This window comes from Nonomuraea spiralis, from assembly GCF_014648435.1.
Classification (GTDB): Bacteria; Actinomycetota; Actinomycetes; order Streptosporangiales; family Streptosporangiaceae; genus Nonomuraea; species Nonomuraea spiralis.
This window is the reverse complement of sequence record NZ_BMRC01000011.1, coordinates 89,114-106,675: the sequence shown is the minus strand read 5'-3', so window position 1 is coordinate 106,675 and position 17,562 is coordinate 89,114. Positions and strand designations below refer to the sequence as shown.

The window sequence follows — 17,562 nt, the reverse complement described above, 5'->3', positions numbered from 1 at the left end:
GCCCGCGGGCGGGACGCGGACCCGTCAGGGGCCGGTCATGATCCCGCACCGGGTGCCACGGGTGCTGCGGATGGGCCCGGCCCGGCTGACCGCCGGGCTCGACCACTGCCGGCGGCTGGACCTGCCCGCGCACCGCACGCTGCACGGCGAGCCGCGGCCGCGCGAGCTGGCGGAGCTGATCTCCATGGTCAACGAGGTGGACATGCGCGGGCGGGGCGGCGCGGCCTTCCCGTTCGGGCGCAAGCTGCGGGCGGTGGCCGACGCGGCGGGCACGGGCGAGAGCGTGGTCCTGGTCAACGGCGCGGAGGGCGAGCCCGCCAGCTCCAAGGACGCCATGTTGCTCACCCGCAACCCACACCTCGTCCTGGACGGCGCGATCCTGGCGGCCGAGGCGCTGGGCGCCCGCGAGGTGGTCGTGGCCACCGTCGAGGGCGAGGTGGCCGAGTCGTCCGTGGCCGCCGCCGTGGCCGAACGCCGGGCCGCGAACGTGGCGGGCGGTTCGGAGAGCCGCATCCCGATCCGCGTGGTCGGCCTGGCGGAGAGGTTCATCAGCGGGGAGGGCGGTGCGCTCGTCCGCGGCGTGAACGGCGAGGAGGCCATCCCGCCGGGCCGCAAGCGGCGGGCCGCGACGAGCGGCGTGGACGGGCTGCCGACCCTGCTGTCCAACACCGAGACCTACGCGCAGTTCGCCCTGCTCGCCGAGTACGGCCCCGAGAAGTACGCCGAGGTCGGCACCAGCAAGGAGCCCGGCACGATCCTGCTCACGGTGAGCGGCGGCGCGGCCAACGGCGCCGTGATCGAGGCGCCGACCGGCGTCGCGCTGGCCGACGTGCTCGCGCTGTGCGAGGCCGAGGCGGGCGACGGCGTGCTGGTCGGCGGCTACCACGGCGCGTGGTTGTCGGCCGAGGTGGCCCGGTCCGCGGTGATCTCGCGGGAGGGCATGAAGCTGGCCGGAGCGACGCTGGGCGCCGGGATCATCGTGCCGCTGGGCGATGCCACCTGTCCTCTGGGCGAGGCGGCCAGGGTGGCCTCGTACCTGGCCGCGCAGTCGGCCGGGCAGTGCGGACCCTGCCGGCTGGGCCTGCCCGACGTGGCCCGCGCCCTGTGCGCGATCGCCGAGGGCACCGGCTCGGTCGACGCCGTACGCCGGTGCGTACGGGCCGTCGAGCGGCGTGGCGCGTGCTTCCATCCCGACGGCACGGCCAAGTTCGTGTTGTCGGCGCTGGACGCGTTCGAGAGCGAGATCGCGCTCCACCTGGAGCACGGCTCGTGCGGCCGTCCGGTACGCGGGATCCTGCCGATGCCGGAGCCCGAGGTGGAGCCCGAGTACCGGCTGGAGGTGGACTGGACCCGCTGCCAGGGGCACGGCCTGTGCGCGCACCTGCTGCCGGAGTTCGTGGACCTGGACGACTACGGGTTCCCGTCGTTCAGGAACGTGCCGGGCTGGATGGTCAAGGACGCGCGGCGGGCGGTCGAGATGTGCCCGGCGCTGGCCCTGCGGATCGCCCAGACGAGCGGGGACGGGCCGAAACCGCCCATGTCCCCGCTGCGGCTGGTCAAGGACGGCGTGCTGAGGAAGGCGCCGGGGCCGCGGCTGACGCGGGTGGGGGCCAGTCCGAATATTTCGGGATTTGGAGGGACGGCTGGGTGAGGTCGGTAGTGATGCACTTGTGACCAACCTGTCCGGGTGTCCGCGCGTCTCATCGATCGGTTCGTACCGAATGACGGGGGACGCTGATGGACCGCCGGGCCTTTCTCCACCTCACCACGCTCGCGCCGCTGGCGATGGCCGGCGGCGCCGCGCGGTCGGCGCCGCCGCCGGACTGGGCGCGGTTGCGCAGGCAGCTCAAGGGCACGCTGGTGCTGCCCGGCGACTCCGGGTACGACAGCGCCCGCCGCCTGTTCAACCCCGTCTACGACCGGATCAGGCCGGGCGGCGTGGCCTACTGCGCGACCCCCGCGGACGTCTCGGCGTGCCTGTCGTTCGCGCGCGCGAACGGCGTCGCGGTCACCGCCCGCTCCGGCGGCCACTCCTACGCGGGCTGGTCCACCGGCACCGGCCTGGTGATCGACGTGTCCAGGATGAACACGGTCTCCTACGCCTCCGGCCGGGCCACGGTCGGGGCGGGCGCCAAGCTGATCGACGTCTACGACCGGCTCGCCCGGCACGGCGTCAGCATCCCGGCGGGCTCGTGCCCCACGGTCGGGATCGCCGGGCTGACGCTGGGCGGCGGCATCGGCGTGGTGTCGAGGAAGTACGGGCTCACCTGCGACACGCTGGAGTCCGTCCGCGTGGTCACGGCCGACGGCCGCCTGCTGACCGCGGACGCCACCCACCACTCCGGCCTCTACTGGGCCTGCCGGGGCGGGGGCGGCGGCAACGTCGGCATCGCGGTCTCCTTCACCTTCCGCACCCACGCCGCGCACGACCTCACCGTGTTCTTCCTGCACTGGCCGTGGTCGAAGGCGGGGGCCGCGGTGCGCGCCTGGCAGTCGTGGGGCCCGTCCGCCCCGGACGAGTTGTGGTCGTCGCTGCACCTGACGAGGGACGCACGCGGCCTGGACGTGCTCGTCGTCGGCACGTACGCGGGGCCGAAGGCGTCGCTGGACCGCCTGCTGGCGCAACTGGTCGCCCGCGTCGGCACGCCGTCGTCGAGGTCGGTGCGGACCACGTCGTACCGGCAGGCCATGATGATCATGGCGGGGTGCGCGTCGAGCTCGGTGGAGCAGTGCCGCCGCACGCCTCGGGAGTCGTTCGCCGCGAAGTCCCACATGGCCTACTCCGAGCTCCCGGCCGGCGGCGTCCGGAGCCTGGTGGACGGGGTGGCGCGCGGCGGACGGCACTCGGTGCTGCTGGACGCGCTGGGCGGCGCGGTGGGCCGGGTCAAGCCGGCGGCCACGGCGTTCCCGCACCGGGCCGCGCTCTACAGCGTGCAGTACTACGCCGAGGGCACGGACCGGACGTGGCTGCGCGGCCTGCACGGCGAGATGGCCCCGCACTTCGGCGAGCACGCGTATGTGAACTACATCGACCCCGACCTGACCGGCTGGCGTGGCGCCTACTACGGCCCCAACGCCGCCCGCCTGGCCGAGGTGAAGTCCACCTACGACCCCGACAGGCTGTTCCGCCTGCCGCAGGGCATCTGACCTACTTCTCCCGCACGTAGACGGGCTCGCCGACGTCGACCATGTCGTACAGGCGCTTCGAGGTGGACAGCGGCACGCGGACACAGCCGTGGGAGGCGGGCCGCAGCGGCACCTTCGTCGAGCCGTGCATGGCGATGCCCCCGTTGAAGTAGAGCGAGTCGTACATCGTGCCCAGCGGCCCTTCGGTCCAGCCCGGCGCGCGGCTGGTGACGTGGAAGTCGCCGGGCGGGGTGATGGCGTTGCCGCAATGGCCGTTGTGGCAGTAGCTCACCTTCGCGCCGGTCGAGATGTGCGAGACGAGCGCCGGACGGCGGTGGCGGTAGACGACCAGGAGCTGGTAGCGCAGGTTGATCTCGACCCGGTCGGGCTCGCCGCTCGGGACCAGCGGCTTCATGCGCACCGGCCGGTCGAACGCCCGCCACACCTCCGGCCCGACCGCACCCTGGGGACGCAGGTGGCGGTGCTTCTGGAGGGCCCACACGCCGAACTTCGTCTGCTCGTCGTAGACGCCGTTGAGCTTGCCGTAGTAGTAGCCGTGCTTGTGCAGCCGCTGCTGGAGAAGCTTGACGGTCTCACCCCGGTCGCCCGGCCGCAACACGACCGTGGTGTGCTCCTTCCGGCCGCCCGTGCCGTGTTCGGCCCGGCCGGCCGGGCGCACGGCCGCGTCGTGATCCTCACGGCCGACCGGTCGCGGGACGACCGTGTCGTGATCGTCCAGGTAATCCTCATCGTCCAGGTCGTCCAGGTCGTCCAAGACATCCTGATCGTCCCGGTCATCCCGGTCATCCCGCGCCAGGAGCGGGCCGTGATCGCCCCGGTCGCCCGGTGGCCGCACGACCGTGTCGCCGCGCGCCGTGGCACCGCCGGGCACCTCCGTGTCCGCCACGGCGGGCAGTCCAGCCAGGAACGGCAGCCCGCCACACCCGAGGGCGACGAAAACCACCGCTCTCCGAACTTTTATGATCATAGTTCGACGCCTACCCAGATCGCCGACAATTCACGACACTTGCAAATCCCGCTAAAAACCGGCATTTCGCATTTATGCGACGGCTGAGCCGAAGCTTTAGAGCTGCCTTGTGCAAGCGCGGAAACAACGAAGAAAAGGCGGATACGCCATGGACGCATCCGCCTTCGCTCCAGAGGCCGGGGGGCGAGCTGCGCGTTCGCCCGTCCGGCTTCTTTCACCCCTCCGAACAGCCCCAACCATAGCCAAGGAATACTCCGGCGCGCACACCGTTCGGCAAAAGCTTTCTCGCGAATTCTCCGGCGCAGGCAAAAAACCAGTCGCAGGGGCGGACGTAAGGCTGGAAGTATGCGGAGATATGCGTAACTGGCCGCTCTTTGAGCTCTCCATCACCACGCCGCGACTGGAACTGCGGCACCCCACCCTCGACGACCTCGACGAACTGGCGGACCGGGCGGCCGAGGGCGTCCACGAGCCGGATTACATGCCGTTCCTGTTCCCATGGTCCGAGGCGTCCCCGGAGGAGCGGGCCCGGCGTACGGTGCAGTACCACTTCCGGAGCTGGGGCGGGTTCACCGCCGACGACTGGTCGCTGGAGCTGGTCGCCGTGCACGAGGGCCAGGTCGTCGGCACCCAGGGCATCACGGCCACGAGCTTTCCCGTCACCCGCGAGGTCAAGACGGGCTCCTGGCTGGGCCGGCGCTTCCACGGCCAGGGCATCGGCACGGAGATGCGCCGGGCCGTCCTGCATTTCGCCTTCGCCGGGCTCGGCGCGCGCCACGCGGTGACGGAGGCGTTCGAGGACAACCACGCCTCGCTCGCGGTGACCAGGAAGCTCGGCTACCGCGAGGACGGCACGACCACGCACGCGCGCAAGGGCGAGCCGGTCGTCACCCAGCGTTTCCGCCTGGCCCGCGAGGACTGGTCGCCGTCACCCGACATCGAGATCCGCAACCTGGCCGGCTGCCTGCCGCTGTTCGGCCTGGAGCCCTGAGGCCGGTCGCCCCAGAGCCCCGCGCGCTCAGGCGGGCGGCGTGAAGTGCCGCAACACCTCCGGGTTGGCCATGGCGTCGAGGTTGGCGGCCTCCTCGACGGGCGTGCCGAGCAGGATCTTGCGTACGGGCACCTCCAGCTTCTTCCCGGACAGCGTCCGGGGGATGCCGGGCACGACGCGGATCTCGTTCGGCACGTGCCGGGGTGACAGCTCCTGGCGGAGGGCCGCGCACAACGCCCGTTCGAGCGGCTCGCCGTACTCGGCGCCCTCGGCGAGGGTGACGTACAGCAGCAGGCGGCCCTCCTGGCCGAGCTGGCCGGTGTCGATCACGAGGCTGTCGGCGATCTCGTCGAACCGCTCCACGACCCGGTAGAACTCGCTGGTGCCCATGCGCACGCCGCCGCGGTTGAGCGTGGAGTCGGAGCGGCCGTAGATGACGCAGCTCCCGTCCTCTTCGATCTTGATCCAGTCGCCGTGCCGCCACACGCCCGGGTAGACGTCGAAGTAGCTCTCGAAGTAGCGCCGCCCGCCGGGGTCGTTCCAGAACATCACCGGCATCGAGGGCATCGGCCGGGTCAGCACCAGCTCGCCCACCTCGCCGACCACCGGCTCGCCCTTGGGGTCGTACGACTCCACCTTCGCCCCCAGCGACCGGCACGGGATGATCCCCGCCCTGATCGGGTGCGACATGGTGGCCCCGACGAACCCGGTGCAGACGTCGGTGCCGCCGGAGAACGACCCGATCGGCGTCCCGGGCAGCTCGGCGGCGATCCAGGCGAAGCCCTCGGGCGGCAGCGGCGACCCCGTCGAGCCGATGCCGCGCAGCCGCTCAAGCCCGGTGGGATGCAGCCCGGCCTTCAGCGAGGCCATGATGTACGGCGCCCCCACCCCGAAGTACGTCACCCGCTCGGTGTCGGCGATGCGCCAGAGCGCGGCGGGCGAGGGATGTGTGGCCGAGCCGTCGTAGAGCACCGGCGTGGCCCCCACCAGCAGGGCGCCGATGAGGTAGTTCCACATCATCCAGCCCGTGGTGGTGTACCAGAAGAACACATCGCCCTCGCCCAGGTCCTGGTGGAAGGAGAGCGACTTGAGGTGTTCGAGCAGCACGCCGCCGTGCCCGTGCACGATCGGCTTGGGCAGCCCGGTCGTGCCGCTGGAGTAGAGGATCCACAGCGGGTGGCCGAACGGCACCCGTTCGAACTCCAGCGGCCCTTCCTCGGCCCGCAGCTCCTCCCAGCCCAGCGCCTCGCCGTGCGGGACCTGGCGGGGGTGCACGGCGGCCAGGGAGGAGATCCAGACGGTGGCGCGCAGCGTGGGCAGCTCGGCGGCGATCTCGCCCACCTCGCCGGTACGGTCGTAGGTCTTGCCGTTGTAGTGGTAGCCGTCGACCGCGATGAGCACCTTGGGCTCGATCTGGCGGAAGCGGTCGACGATGCTCGGCACCCCGAAGTCGGGCGAGCCGGCCGACCAGATCGCGCCGAGCGAGGCGGTGGCGAGGAAGGCGATCAGGGCCTGCGGGATGTTCGGCAGGTAGCCGGCCACCCGGTCGCCCCTGGTGACGCCCAGCCTGACCAGGCCGGCGCGGACCCGGGCCACCTCGTCGCGCAGTTCGGCGCAGGACAGCTCCTGGCGGGTGCCGTCCTCGGAGACGAAGACGAGGGCCGTCCCCTCGGTACGGCGCAGCGCGTTCTCGGCGTAGTTGACCGAGGCGCCCGCGAACCAGGTCGCGTCGGGCATCTCCCCCGACAACACGGGACCGTCCCCGCGTTCCCCGACCACCTCGAAGTAGTCCCAGATCGACGTCCAGAACTCCTCAGGACGGTCGACGGACCACCGCCACACCTCCTCGTAGCCCGCGCCGGACCGTCCCAGCCACTCCAGGTAGCGGGTCAGCTTTGCGGCGGACACGACCTCCTCGGTCGGCTCCCAGAGAAGCGCACCTTCAGCAACCATGTGCCCCATCCTGTCGCCCGGTCGGCGGAAAGTCATACCTGACCTCCCACATAACTTGCTACCTCCGTAGGTGGTCCACCGCCATACGCGCGACCGTGCCGATCACCGCGTCGGCGCGCGGCTGGATGACCGCGGTGCCGAACGAGCGGGTGAAGACCGCCACCGCGTACCGGCCGCCGTCGGGGTACTCGACCAGGCCCACCTCGTTGCGCAGGGTCGGCAGCGAGCCGGTCTTGCCGCCGACCTCGACGTCGTCGTACGGGAAGCCCGAGGCCAACCGGTGGGGCCACACCTGCATCTTGAGCACGGCGCGCATCCAGGCGCACGACGCGGGCGAGGCGGCCTCGTCCCGCCAGATCATGGCGAGCAGGCGGGTCATCTCGCGCGGTGTGCTGCGGTTGGTCCGCGCCGGGTCGAGCACCCGCATACGGGAGATGTCCTCGGAATCCAGGTACGGCCACCCGTGCCCGGTGTCCAGCTCCATGGCCTCGTACATGGCCCGGCCGCTCTGCAGCACGCGCGTGCCGGTGAGGCCGAAGGCGTCCAGCATGGTGTTGACGTCGTCCATGCCCACCCGGTCGAGCAGCACGTCGGCGGCGGTGTTGTCGCTCACCGTCATCATCAGGTACGCCAGGTCGCGCAGCGACATCGTCACCTCGTCGAGCATGGCCGACAGGCCCGTCGGCCCGGCGACCCGCTGTTCGGGCGTCACGGTCGTCGGGGTGGTGGGGTCGAGCCGCCCGGCGTCGGCCTGCCGGCAGAACTCGACCAGCAGCGGCAGCTTGTACACCGACGCCAGGGGCACCGGCACGTCGGCGCCGAGCCCGGCCTCCCGGCCCGTGTCGACGTCGCGGACGTGCAGCCAGCCCGTCACGCCGGCCATGCGGAACAGCGTCGCGAAGTCGGGGCCGCTCATGCCACCATCCCCGGCCTCACGCTGATCCGCCGCGCGGGCGCGACGCCCTCCTCGCTCATCCCGGCGCTCTCCTTCAACGTCCGTACGGCAACGGCCGAGAACTCGGCGACCCAGTCCTTCCTCTGGCCTGCCACCGCGCGCCAGGCGGTGGAGAGCCGGCACGCGATCGGCGAGCCTAGCAGCGGCCGCCATGCCAGCCCAGGGATGTCCGCCCGCGGCCCGAACGCCACCGCCTGGCCCGCGAGCACCAGGCCGAGCCCGGCGCCCTGATGCACCTGGCCGGGGACATAGCCGTGCCGGCGGCACTCGGCCAAGGTCTCGGCGTGCCAGCCCGGCTCGCCCTCCTTGGGCGGCATCAGCAGCTCGCGCCCGGCCAGGTCGGCCAGGTGCACCTCACCGGCTCCGGCCAGCGGGTCGTCCTCGGCGAGCAGCACACCCTGGGGCTGTACGAGCATCTGGCCGAACTCCAGGCCGGGCGCCGAGACGGGGTGGCGGACCAGCCCGACGTCGATCGTGCCCTCGGCCAGCGCGGTCACCTGGTCGGCGGTCCAGTTCTCGGCGGGGACGAGCCGTACGTCCGGGTTGGTCCCGCGGAAGCCGGCGACCAGCGCGGCGATCACGGAGGCCGCCAGGTCGGGTGGGACGCCGATCCTGAGCAGGCCGCCCTCGCCGTGGCGGGCCAGCTCGCGCAGCCGTTCCACCCTGGTCACGATCTCGCGGGCCTCGCCTAGCAGCAGCCGTCCGGCCTCGGTCAGGCGTACCTGGCGGGCGGAACGGTCGAAGAGCCGCACGCCGAGCTCCTCCTCCAGGCGCTTGATCCGCTGGCTGAGCGGCGGCTGGGCCATGCCGAGGCGGATCGCGGCGTTCCCGAAGTGCAGTTCCTCCGCCACGACGACGAAGTAACGGAGATGCCGGACCAAGTCCATGACCAGCCACTATATCCAGATTTATATCTTTGTAGCGCCCATATCAATATTGGACGAGGCTCCTCCGTCTCTGGTGTCCTCAGGCCATGGCATCACAAACGGGGGAACTGTACGGGCGACTTCGGCCGGAGCAACCACGCCGCCGACGTCGGCGCAGGTGGCCGCTGGTCATGGTCATCCTTGTCGTGCTGATCGTCGCGGCGGGAGCCACGATCTGGCTGTTGCGCACGAAGGGCTCACCCGAGCAGACGACCGACGAGTACCTCACGGCCTGGTCCGACCAGAACTACGCGAAGATGCGGGAGCTCGTCGCCGACCCGCCCGCCGACTTCGAGACCTGGCACCGGCGATTCCTCACCGACCTCAAGGCCGAGCGGGCGACCTACCAGCGCCCCCGCCAGGGCGGCGTCTTCACCGACAGCGGCCCGGACGACAAGGGCTACATGGACTTCAGCGCCAAGCTGAAGGGCCGGCGGGACTGGGAGTACCAGAGCCGGTTCAAGCTGGTCGAACAGGACGGCGCGTGGAAGGTCGCCTGGACCCCGGCCGTCATTCACCCCAAGCTCAAGAAGGGCCTCTCGCTGCGCCTGGTCGCCCAGAAGCGCGACTCGCCCAGCGTCCTGGCCGCCGACGGCACCGAGATCGGCGGCCCGGACGCCCCCGGCTCGGTGCAGCAGCTGGTCGAGGGCATCAAGCAGAGCAACCCCGACCGCTTCGACGGTGGCGGCGACTCGATCATCGGCCTCTACAAGGGCGACGAACTGGTCGAGACGCTGGCCAAGCCGATCGGGACCAAGCCGTTCCCCACCACGATCGACCTGAGGGTGCACGCGGCCGGGGCCAAGGCCCTCGACGACGTCACCAAGCCGGCCTCGCTGGTGGCGCTGCGCGCCTCGACCGCCGAGATCCTGGCCGTGGTCAACAAGCCCGGCGGCTTCAACCGGGCGCTGCTCGGCAAGTACCCGCCCGGCTCGACGTTCAAGGTCGTCACGGCCTCGGCGCTGGTCGCGGACGGCGTCGAGCCGGCCAGGACGGTCACCTGCCCGGCCGAGAAGAACATCGGCGGCTTCCCCTTCCACAACGCGGGCTTCAAGGACTACGGCACGCTGTCCTTCCAGGACGCGTTCGCGCACTCGTGCAACACCACGTTCGGCGAGATGAGCGTGGCCGAGCTGAACGGCGGCAGGCTCGCCCAGGTGGCCAGGAGCTTCGGCTTCGACACCCCGATCAAGCCGGGTGTGCCGGCCGTACGCGCCGAGTTCCCCGACCCCAAGGACGACACCGACCTCGCCTCGGCCTCCATCGGCCAGGGCAGGGTGCTGGCCAGCCCGCTCAACATGGCCTCCGTCGCCGCCGCCATCGCCTCGGGCGCCTGGATCCCGCCGCGGATCGTCGCCAAGAACATGGCTGCCGACGTCCGTCCGCGCCCGCTGGAGCGCGGCGTGGTCTCCGCCCTGCGCAAGCTCATGCCCGCCGTCGTCACGGACGGCACCGCCAAGGCCGCGCCCTTCCCCCCGGGCACCGCCGGCAAGACCGGAACGGCCGAGTACGGCTCGGGCAAGGAGCCGCCCGCGCACTCGTGGTTCATCGGCTACAAGGGCGATGTGGCGTTCGCGGTGATCGTGGAGGGCGGCGGCGCCGGTTCGGCCGTGGCGGCCCCCATCGCCGCCCGCTTCCTCAACGCCCTGCCCTGATGACGGGGGCCCGCGGGAGGCGGGTCAGCCGGCCTTGCGGTCCGCCGGGGATGTCAGGCCGGCCACCGCGGCCACCACCTCGGAGGCGTCGGACAGGTCGGGCAGCACCAGGTCGGCGCCCGCCTCCCGGAGCTCCGCCGCCGTCGAACGCCCCGAGGCGACCCCGATGACGGCGGCCCCGCCGATCCTGGCCGCCTGCACGTCCCGCGTGGAGTCGCCGATCACCACCGTGTTGGCCGCCGTGAACGGCGTACCCAGCCGCTGCTTGGCCCTCCCCTGCGCGACCTGCAACAACGTCGCCTTGGGGTAGACCTCCTCGCCATAGCCGCCGAGCTCGAAGTCGACGTACCGGTCCAGCCCGAACGCCTTGAGCTTGTGGACGGCGTTGCCCTTGATCGTGCCGGTCAGCACCGACTGCACGACGCCGTCGAGCCGGCCCACCGACTTCAGCGCGTCCTTGGCCCCCGGCATCAGCCGGCCCTCCTTGGCCAGCCGGCCGCGCCGGTCGGTGAAGGCGACGGCCAGGGCGGCCAGGAACCTGGGCAGGTGGTCGTCCTCGGCCTGGATCCCGTTGACGGCCAGCGTCTCGAAGACGATCTCGGAGTCGGGACGGCCGAGCGGCGGCACGAGCTTGACCAGCGGCCGGCCGGTCACGGCACGGAACGCCTCGGCGTAGGCGTCCCGGGTCACGATGGCGACGTCGACCAGTGTGAGATCGACGTTCCAGAGCACAAGGCGGTTGATGGCGACCTCCTGAGGGGTTCCCGGCAAGCGTACGGCCGCCGCCCGTCCGGGTGCTCCCCTTACGGGCGGATTCGGCATGCCCTCCGGGGCTCAGGCGTACCGCATGGCCTGGGCGAGCGTGTCCACCACGGGCAGGCCCGTGCCCTCCAGCTCGGCCCGCGTGGTCATGCCGCCGGTGTAGAGCACCGCCCGCGCGCCCACGTGCCGGGCCGCGAGCCCGTCGTCGACGCTGTCGCCGATCACCAGGACCTCGCCGGGATCGACGTCGAGGGCCTGGATGTGCGCGGTCATGTGGGCGGCCTTCTCGCCTCCGGTGCTGCCGATGAGCCCGTCGACCCGGGTGAAGTGCCGGGTGATGCCGAAGGACTCGACGACCGGCACCAGGTGGGCGTGCGGCGCCATCGAGCACAGCGACTGTGTGCCGGCCCAGCCGCCGAGGACGACCTCGGCGTCGGGGGCCAGCCCGCAGGCCACGCTCAGCCTGAAGTAGTGCTCGTGGAACCCGTCGTCCAGCAGCTCCCACTCGCCCTCGGCCAGCGGCCGGCCGAGCAGGCGCTCGTAGGCGACCCAGATGGGACGGGTGTAGACCGCGCGGAACCCGTCGGCGTTGAGCTCGGGCAGCGCGTACGGCTTGAAGACGGCGTTGGTGGCTCCCACGACAGCGTCGATGTCGTGAAAGAGCGTCCCGTTCCAGTCCCAGATGATGTGCTTTGTCATGTCACAACCAGCATATTCGTCAGGTCTGACCATCCTGAGAGCGCAGCAGGTCAGGGATCTCCTGGGTCGCGTACCACATGAGCTCGTGGGCCTCCGCGCCGTCGACCGTGAACCTGGCGTCGTCGTCGCCGTCGTCGGAGGCGGGCAGCGCGCCGACGGCGGCCTCGATGTCGGCGGCGGCGTAGTGGTCGTCGATGTGCACGGCGGCCACCTTGCCCATCGGGACGGCCGCGCCGAGGCGTACCCGGGCCCGTTCCTCCAGGTCGGCGCCGGACGAGGCCGAGCCGTCCGGCACCTCGGCGGCGACCACCACCCGCCGGGGCGCGGCGGCCACGCCGTCGGCGCGGTCGGCGGCCAGCATGCGCAGCGAGGCGCGGGCCGCCTCGGTGAGCGCCACGTACTCCAGTTCCTCGGTGTCGCCCGAGGCGTACCACTCGGTCAGCGCGGGGGTCACCGCGTAGCCGGTCAAGGGGGCCGGGCCCAGTTCCCCCGCCTCGACCGCGCGGGCGAGGGCCGGGAGGGTGCACGGCAGATAGACGCGCATCACGAACCTTTCCGAAATCGCAAGGGCACCATCATGCCCGTCGCAGCGTGAGCCGGAGGAGGGACTCCAGCTCTGCGAGGGTCGTGTCGGCGTCACGGTGGTGGATGCCGGTGATCCCGAGCGCGCGGGCGGCCCGGATGTTGGCCTCGACGTCGTCGATGAACACACACTGCTCGCCGGGCAGCCCGACCTGGTCGAGGGCGTGGCGGAAGATGCGCTCCTCGGGCTTGCGCATGCCGACCTCGCCGGAGATCACGACCGCGTCGAAGAGTCCGTCCCATTCATGGCGAGGGTAGGTGTTCGACCAGGAATTGGAGAGCAGACAGGTTTTGACACCATTTTTTCGTACGTCGCGGAGCATGTCGTACATGGCGTCGACCCGTTCGAAACCGGCGAACATCCGGGTCAGCAGCCCTTCGGCGACCGGCGGCACACCGTCCACGGTGAGCAGCCGGGCGGCCAGGTCGCGTTCGAAGGCCGGGCCGTCGAGCTCGCCGCGTTCGAGCGCGTGCACGACGTTCTGTCCCTCGCCGTCCTGGGCACCGCCCTGGTAGGCGTGGTCGATCAGGTCGCGCATCACCGAACGGTAGTGCCCGGCGTCGATCCTGTCGGCCGCGATCCACCGGGCGATGGAGTCGGTCAGGCTGGTCGTGAGCACGCCGCCCCAATCGATGAGCATCCCGGCAACCACGACCGCCTCCTCGCGCGAATCCGGTTCTAGGATAGAACGCCCGGATTCGACTCCCGCGTACGGTCCCCGGAAGCCCCCGCGACCGAACGGCGCTACCCCGCGGCGCGCACCTTGGCCGCCAGCCTGCGGTGCTCCGGCGAACGCAGCACGCCGGCCGCCTCCTCCGCCGACGCGACCGGCGCCTCGGTCAGCAGCCCCCTCTTCTGCTTGAGCCTGAGCAGCCGGGTGACCGACTGGTCGAGGCGGTCCTCGGAGATGCGCCCCGACTTCACCGCCCCCAGCACCGCCTGGTACGCCTTGCCCAGGTCGTACGGCATGAGCAGCAGGTCGGCCCCGGCCAGCACCGCGCGCACCGCCACCTCGCCGTCGCCGTACTTCTTGCGCACGCCCTCCATGTTGAGCGCGTCGGTGGAGATCACGCCCTTGAAGCCGAGCTTCTGCCGCAGCAGGCCGGTGAGGATGGGCTTGGACAGCGTCGCCGGGTCACCCGATGGGTCGAGCTTGGGGAAGACGATGTGGGCGCTCATCACGGCGTCGACCCCGGCGCCGATGGCCGCCTTGAACGGCGGCGCGTCGATCCGCTCCCACTGGGCCCTGGTGTGCTTGATCACCGGCAGGCCCGTGTGGCTGTCGACGGAGGTGTCGCCATGGCCCGGGAAATGTTTGGCCGTGGCCGCCACCTTGGCGTCGCCGAAGCCCTTGACCGCCGCCGCGACCATCTTCGCCACCGCGGTCGGGTCGTTGCCGTAGGCCCGCCGGCCGATGACCGGGTTGCGCGGGTTCACGTTGACGTCGGCGACGGGGGCGAAGTCGAGGTTGACCCCGAGCACCCGCAGCTCCTCGCCCGTCGCCCTGGCCACCGCCCTGGACATCGCCGGGTCCTTGGTGGCGCCGATCTCGGCCGCGCCGGGGAAGTCGGTCATCAGCGCGGACATGCGGGAGACCAGGCCGTTCTCCTGGTCGGTGCCGACCAGCAGCGGGACCTTCTTCGACGCCTCCTGAAGGCCGTTGGTGAGCTTGACGACCTGGGCGGTGGACTTCACGTTCGCCGGGAAGAGGATCACGCCGCCCAGGTGGAAGCGGGCGATCACCTTGGCCGGGGTCTGGGCGCCGTAGCGGGCCTGGTTCTCGCCGGAGACGGTGTCGGCGGCGGTGCCGTACAGGACGGGCATGAAGAGCTGGCCGACCTTCTCCTCCAGGGTCAGCCGCTCCACGGCCCGCAGGACCGGGTCGGCCCCGGCCTGCGGCGGGCTCTGTGGTGTCGTGCTCGCGGAGGAGGTGTCCTTCGTGCCCTCCGGGGTCGCGCCCGTCGGGGCCGCGCTCGCCGGGGCGCCACCGCCGCCGCCGCACGCGGTCAGCGCCAACACCAGGAGCCCTGCCGTGCCGATCCTTCTGAACATGCCTTCCACGGTATCGATGCCACGGCGCGGACGAGCCGCACGACCCGGAAACGGCCGTTCACACCCCCAGTGCCGCGAGCCCGGGCAGGTGGGTGCGCGCCACCGCGCGGGCGTTCGCCGCCGTGACCTGTGCCCGCGCGTTGCGCGCCGCCAGCCTGCACTGCTCCAGCGTGTGCGCGGCCAGCGCGGCCCGTACGGCGCCCAGCGCCCCCGCGCCCATCGACAACGTGGTCGCCCCGAGCCCGACCAGCACGCACGCCAGAGCCGGATCGGCGGCCGCCTCACCGCAGACGCCCACCGGCTTGCCGTGTCCGCAGGACATGGCGACCAGGTCGAGCAGCGCGGGCTGCCACGGGTCCTGGAGCCCGCTCACCGTGCCGAGCTGGCGGTCGGCGGCGAAGGTGTACTGGGCCAGGTCGTTGGTGCCGAGCGAGAAGAAGTCCACCACCCCGGCGAGCTGCCCGGCCCGCAGCGCCGCCGACGGGACCTCGATCATGACGCCGACCTTGGACAACCCGCGCGCCCGGCAGGCGTCGGCGAACCACCTGGCCTCCTCGGCCGTGGCCACCATGGGCGCCATCACCAGCAGCTCGGCCGGCGCGCCCTCCGCCGCGTCCGCCAGCGCGCGCAACTGCGCGTCCATCACCTCGGGGAACCGCCTGAACAGGCGCAGGCCGCGCTCCCCCAGCGCCGGGTTCGGCTCGGCGGGGGCCGGCAGGAACCGCAGCGGCTTGTCGGCGCCCGCGTCCAGCGTGCGCACGACCACCGTGCCGCCCGGTACGGCCTCCAGCGCCGCGCGGTAGGCCCGCCGCTGCTCCTCGGCGGCCGGGGCCTCGGCCCGGTCCAGGAAGAGGAACTCGGTCCGGTACAGCCCGACGCCCTCCGCCCCGGCGGCCATCGCCTCCGCCAGCTCGTCCGGGCCCGCGACGTTGGCCAGCAGCGGCACGGCGTGCCCGTCGGCGGTCCGGCCCGGCCCCTTGACCGCGCCGATCGCCGCCCGCTTGGCCGCCGCCGCGTCGCGCGCCTCGGCCACGTGGTCGTCGGACGGCTCCAGGCTCACCTCGCCCGTGGTGCCGTCCACCAGCACCCGGACGCCGCCGGGGATGCCGGTCGCGCCGGGGCAGGCGACCACGGCGGGCACGCCCATCGCCCTGGCCATGATCGCGGTGTGGCTGGTGGGCCCGCCCTGCTCGGTGACGAACCCGGCCACGTCCCGCCGGGACAACAACGCCGTGTCGGCGGGCGCCAGATCGGCCGCGACCAGCACGTACGGCTCCTCGGGAGCGACCGGCAGCCCCGGCAGCGGATGACCGGTGAGCAGGGCGATCACCCGGTCCCTGATGTCGTCGAGGTCGGCGGCCCGCTCGCCCAGGTAGCCGCCGGCCCCGGTGAGCACGTCCCGGTACTTCGTGAACGCCTCGAACACCGCCCGGGGAGCGGCGAGGCCCCGGTCGATGAGGGTCCGGACCTTGACGACCAGCCCGGGGTCCTCGGCCATCAGCGCCTGGGCCTTGAGGATCTCCTCGGCCTCGCCGCCCGCCTGGTTGCCGCGGGCCTCAAGATCACCCGCGACCTGTGAGAGGGCGGCGCTCGCCCGCTCCTTCTCCTGCTCCGCCTCACCGGTGTAGGTGCTGCCCTCGGGGGGTTCGGGCACGGAGACGGTCAGGACGTACGCGGGGCCGTGCCCGATGCCCGGGCTGACCCCCACCCCCCGCAGATTCATGGCGCTCCGGCGATCGTGGCCAGTTCGTCCAGGATCTCCTCGGAGCCGTCACCCTCCGCGCTGATCACGACGGTCTCGCCCTGCCGGACGTCGAGCGCCATGATGGCGAGGATGCTCTTGCCGTTGACCGGCGTCCCTCCGCCGCTGGCCTTGGCCACGCTGATGTCCATCGGGGCCAGCTGGGCCCGTTTGACGAACGTCGCCGCGGGACGGGCGTGCAGACCCACCTCCGCCGCGACCGTGACCTTGCGCTCACCCATGAGCCTCTCCTTCTCTACCCGGTCCAGACCAGCTGGACCCTTACGTGAATGGCGTACGGCCGCTCGCGGTCGGGTCGGCGACCGTGGGGCCGGCCGGCGGGCAGGAAGCCCGCGGGGTCAGGCTTGCCTATTGTGACGTCTTCTCCAGATACGACCGCACGGGCACCGGTTTCGGGCGGAGTGGCGGCTAGTCCCATGTGAAGAGCTCGTCCCCGGCGTGCACCGTCCCCTGGACGATCCCCGTCACGGACTCCGAGGGGGCGTCCAGGGCCACGACCGGGCAGACGGGGGACCGTCCGCCCGCCTCGACGGCCGACGGGTCCCACGCCACGACCGGCTGCCCGGCGCTCACCCTGTCCCCCTCGGCCGCCAGCAGCTGGAAGCCCTCCCCCTTGAGCTGGACCGTGTCGATGCCCAGGTGCACCAGCACGCCCCTGCCGTCGTCCCCCACGATGACGTAGGCATGCGGATGCAGTTTCATGATTTTTCCCGCTATGGGGGCCACCGCCTTGCCCGGGCCCCGCAGCGGGTCGATCGCCGTTCCCGGACCCACCATGCCCGCGGAGAAGACCGGATCGGGCACGGCGGCCAACCCCACAGCCGCCCCCTCGACCGGGGCGAGAACAGTCGTCATGGTCTCGCCCTTAGCCGATGATGTCCTCGATGTCGCTGGCGATCGTGTCCGCCTCTGGCCCCACGACGACCTGGACCACGTTGCCCGCGGCCATCACGCCGTGCGCGCCCGCCGCCCGGAGGGCGGCCTGGTCGACCTTGGACGCGTCGTGCACCTCGGTGCGCAACCGGGTGATGCAGGGCTCGATCTCGATGATGTTGTCGGCACCGCCGAGACCGGCGATGATCGCATTCACATCCGCAGCCATCCGGTCCT

Annotated in this window: 18 protein-coding genes; 5 read left to right on the top strand and 13 right to left on the bottom strand. The window is 72.0% G+C overall.

The window, feature by feature from the left end:
• Positions 1-37 precede the first annotated feature (37 nt).
• Both IEZ27_RS26950 and IEZ27_RS26945 read left to right on the top strand, forming a co-directional pair.
• Positions 38-1,651 (top strand): NADH-quinone oxidoreductase subunit NuoF family protein, encoded by a 1,614-nt coding sequence (locus IEZ27_RS26950; RefSeq protein ID WP_229824370.1) that lies wholly within the window; start codon positions 38-40, stop codon positions 1,649-1,651.
• A gap of 86 nt (positions 1,652-1,737) precedes the next feature.
• Positions 1,738-3,147: an FAD-binding oxidoreductase gene (locus IEZ27_RS26945; RefSeq protein ID WP_189649796.1), complete on the top strand. Its 1,410-nt coding sequence runs from the start codon at positions 1,738-1,740 to the stop codon at positions 3,145-3,147.
• 1 nt (position 3,148) lies between these two features.
• Here IEZ27_RS26945 and IEZ27_RS26940 read toward each other — a convergent pair whose 3' ends face one another.
• Entirely contained in the window at positions 3,149-3,805 is a 657-nt protein-coding gene (locus IEZ27_RS26940; protein ID WP_189649795.1) for a L,D-transpeptidase family protein, read from the bottom strand.
• Positions 3,806-3,814: 9 nt separating this feature from the next.
• On the opposite strand from IEZ27_RS26940, the gene IEZ27_RS26935 reads away from it, so the two are divergent.
• On the top strand, positions 3,815-4,201 hold the full coding sequence (locus IEZ27_RS26935; protein WP_189649794.1) for a hypothetical protein: 387 nt from the start codon (positions 3,815-3,817) through the stop codon (positions 4,199-4,201).
• Positions 4,202-4,469: 268 nt separating this feature from the next.
• Positions 4,470-5,105: a GNAT family N-acetyltransferase gene (locus tag IEZ27_RS26930; protein WP_189649793.1), complete on the top strand. Its 636-nt coding sequence runs from the start codon at positions 4,470-4,472 to the stop codon at positions 5,103-5,105.
• A gap of 27 nt (positions 5,106-5,132) precedes the next feature.
• Here IEZ27_RS26930 and IEZ27_RS26925 read toward each other — a convergent pair whose 3' ends face one another.
• The 3 genes from IEZ27_RS26925 to IEZ27_RS26915 are packed head-to-tail and all read right to left on the bottom strand — an operon-like array spanning position 5,133 to position 8,900.
• Entirely contained in the window at positions 5,133-7,058 is a 1,926-nt protein-coding gene (locus tag IEZ27_RS26925) for an acetoacetate--CoA ligase (protein WP_189649792.1), read from the bottom strand.
• A gap of 58 nt (positions 7,059-7,116) precedes the next feature.
• Positions 7,117-7,974: a serine hydrolase gene (locus IEZ27_RS26920; protein WP_189649791.1), complete on the bottom strand. Its 858-nt coding sequence runs from the start codon at positions 7,972-7,974 to the stop codon at positions 7,117-7,119.
• Positions 7,971-8,900: a LysR family transcriptional regulator gene (locus tag IEZ27_RS26915; protein ID WP_189649790.1), complete on the bottom strand. Its 930-nt coding sequence runs from the start codon at positions 8,898-8,900 to the stop codon at positions 7,971-7,973. Before IEZ27_RS26915 ends, IEZ27_RS26920 begins: the two co-directional genes overlap by 4 nt.
• A 170-nt stretch (positions 8,901-9,070) precedes the next feature.
• Between IEZ27_RS26915 and IEZ27_RS26910 the strand changes: the two genes are divergently transcribed.
• Entirely contained in the window at positions 9,071-10,594 is a 1,524-nt protein-coding gene (locus tag IEZ27_RS26910; protein ID WP_229824369.1) for a penicillin-binding transpeptidase domain-containing protein, read from the top strand.
• Between the two features lie 24 nt (positions 10,595-10,618).
• Here the strand turns inward: IEZ27_RS26910 and IEZ27_RS26905 are convergent, their stop codons facing one another.
• From IEZ27_RS26905 to IEZ27_RS26865, 9 genes are all read right to left on the bottom strand, one after another.
• Complete coding sequence (locus IEZ27_RS26905) at positions 10,619-11,326, bottom strand: HAD family hydrolase (RefSeq protein WP_229824368.1); 708 nt, start codon at positions 11,324-11,326, stop codon at positions 10,619-10,621.
• A 102-nt stretch (positions 11,327-11,428) separates the two neighbouring features.
• On the bottom strand, positions 11,429-12,055 hold the full coding sequence (locus IEZ27_RS26900; RefSeq protein WP_125632324.1) for an HAD family hydrolase: 627 nt from the start codon (positions 12,053-12,055) through the stop codon (positions 11,429-11,431).
• A 19-nt stretch (positions 12,056-12,074) separates the two neighbouring features.
• The gene (locus tag IEZ27_RS26895; RefSeq protein WP_189649788.1) at positions 12,075-12,599 is read right to left on the bottom strand and encodes a DUF6912 family protein; all 525 of its coding nucleotides are present in this window, start codon (positions 12,597-12,599) and stop codon (positions 12,075-12,077) included.
• Positions 12,600-12,630: 31 nt separating this feature from the next.
• Positions 12,631-13,278 carry an HAD family hydrolase gene (locus IEZ27_RS26890; RefSeq protein ID WP_189649787.1) on the bottom strand — a complete coding sequence of 216 codons (648 nt, stop codon included), beginning with the start codon at positions 13,276-13,278 and terminating at the stop codon, positions 12,631-12,633.
• A gap of 104 nt (positions 13,279-13,382) precedes the next feature.
• Positions 13,383-14,690, bottom strand: coding sequence for a glycoside hydrolase family 3 protein (locus tag IEZ27_RS26885; RefSeq protein ID WP_189649786.1), 1,308 nt, complete (start codon positions 14,688-14,690; stop codon positions 13,383-13,385).
• 58 nt (positions 14,691-14,748) lie between these two features.
• A complete protein-coding gene (gene ptsP / locus IEZ27_RS26880) occupies positions 14,749-16,413 on the bottom strand; it encodes a phosphoenolpyruvate--protein phosphotransferase (RefSeq protein ID WP_189649785.1) in 1,665 nt (554 codons plus the stop codon).
• Positions 16,410-16,673 (bottom strand): HPr family phosphocarrier protein, encoded by a 264-nt coding sequence (locus tag IEZ27_RS26875; RefSeq protein WP_125632334.1) that lies wholly within the window; start codon positions 16,671-16,673, stop codon positions 16,410-16,412. Before IEZ27_RS26875 ends, ptsP begins: the two co-directional genes overlap by 4 nt.
• A 187-nt stretch (positions 16,674-16,860) precedes the next feature.
• Entirely contained in the window at positions 16,861-17,307 is a 447-nt protein-coding gene (locus IEZ27_RS26870) for a PTS sugar transporter subunit IIA (RefSeq protein ID WP_189649784.1), read from the bottom strand.
• Positions 17,308-17,317: 10 nt separating this feature from the next.
• On the bottom strand, positions 17,318-17,554 hold the full coding sequence (locus tag IEZ27_RS26865) for a glucose PTS transporter subunit EIIB (RefSeq protein WP_125632338.1): 237 nt from the start codon (positions 17,552-17,554) through the stop codon (positions 17,318-17,320).
• Positions 17,555-17,562: the final 8 nt, after the last annotated feature.

Excerpts from the sequence above, each read along its gene's own strand:
- IEZ27_RS26895 (WP_189649788.1), bottom strand. The coding sequence starts at position 12,599 with ATGCGCGTCTATCTGCCGTGCACCCTCCCGGCCCTCGCCCGCGCGGTC.
- IEZ27_RS26910 (WP_229824369.1), top strand. The coding sequence starts at position 9,071 with ATGGTCATCCTTGTCGTGCTGATCGTCGCGGCGGGAGCCACGATCTGG.
- IEZ27_RS26875 (WP_125632334.1), bottom strand. The coding sequence starts at position 16,673 with ATGGGTGAGCGCAAGGTCACGGTCGCGGCGGAGGTGGGTCTGCACGCC.
- IEZ27_RS26920 (WP_189649791.1), bottom strand. The coding sequence starts at position 7,974 with ATGAGCGGCCCCGACTTCGCGACGCTGTTCCGCATGGCCGGCGTGACG.
- IEZ27_RS26945 (WP_189649796.1), top strand. The coding sequence starts at position 1,738 with ATGGACCGCCGGGCCTTTCTCCACCTCACCACGCTCGCGCCGCTGGCG.
- ptsP (WP_189649785.1), bottom strand. The coding sequence starts at position 16,413 with ATGAATCTGCGGGGGGTGGGGGTCAGCCCGGGCATCGGGCACGGCCCC.
- IEZ27_RS26930 (WP_189649793.1), top strand. The coding sequence starts at position 4,470 with ATGCGTAACTGGCCGCTCTTTGAGCTCTCCATCACCACGCCGCGACTG.
- IEZ27_RS26890 (WP_189649787.1), bottom strand. The coding sequence starts at position 13,278 with ATGCTCATCGATTGGGGCGGCGTGCTCACGACCAGCCTGACCGACTCC.
- IEZ27_RS26870 (WP_189649784.1), bottom strand. The coding sequence starts at position 17,307 with ATGACGACTGTTCTCGCCCCGGTCGAGGGGGCGGCTGTGGGGTTGGCC.
- IEZ27_RS26915 (WP_189649790.1), bottom strand. The coding sequence starts at position 8,900 with ATGGACTTGGTCCGGCATCTCCGTTACTTCGTCGTCGTGGCGGAGGAA.
- IEZ27_RS26900 (WP_125632324.1), bottom strand. The coding sequence starts at position 12,055 with ATGACAAAGCACATCATCTGGGACTGGAACGGGACGCTCTTTCACGAC.
- IEZ27_RS26885 (WP_189649786.1), bottom strand. The coding sequence starts at position 14,690 with ATGTTCAGAAGGATCGGCACGGCAGGGCTCCTGGTGTTGGCGCTGACC.
- IEZ27_RS26925 (WP_189649792.1), bottom strand. The coding sequence starts at position 7,058 with ATGGTTGCTGAAGGTGCGCTTCTCTGGGAGCCGACCGAGGAGGTCGTG.
- IEZ27_RS26950 (WP_229824370.1), top strand. The coding sequence starts at position 38 with ATGATCCCGCACCGGGTGCCACGGGTGCTGCGGATGGGCCCGGCCCGG.
- IEZ27_RS26865 (WP_125632338.1), bottom strand. The coding sequence starts at position 17,554 with ATGGCTGCGGATGTGAATGCGATCATCGCCGGTCTCGGCGGTGCCGAC.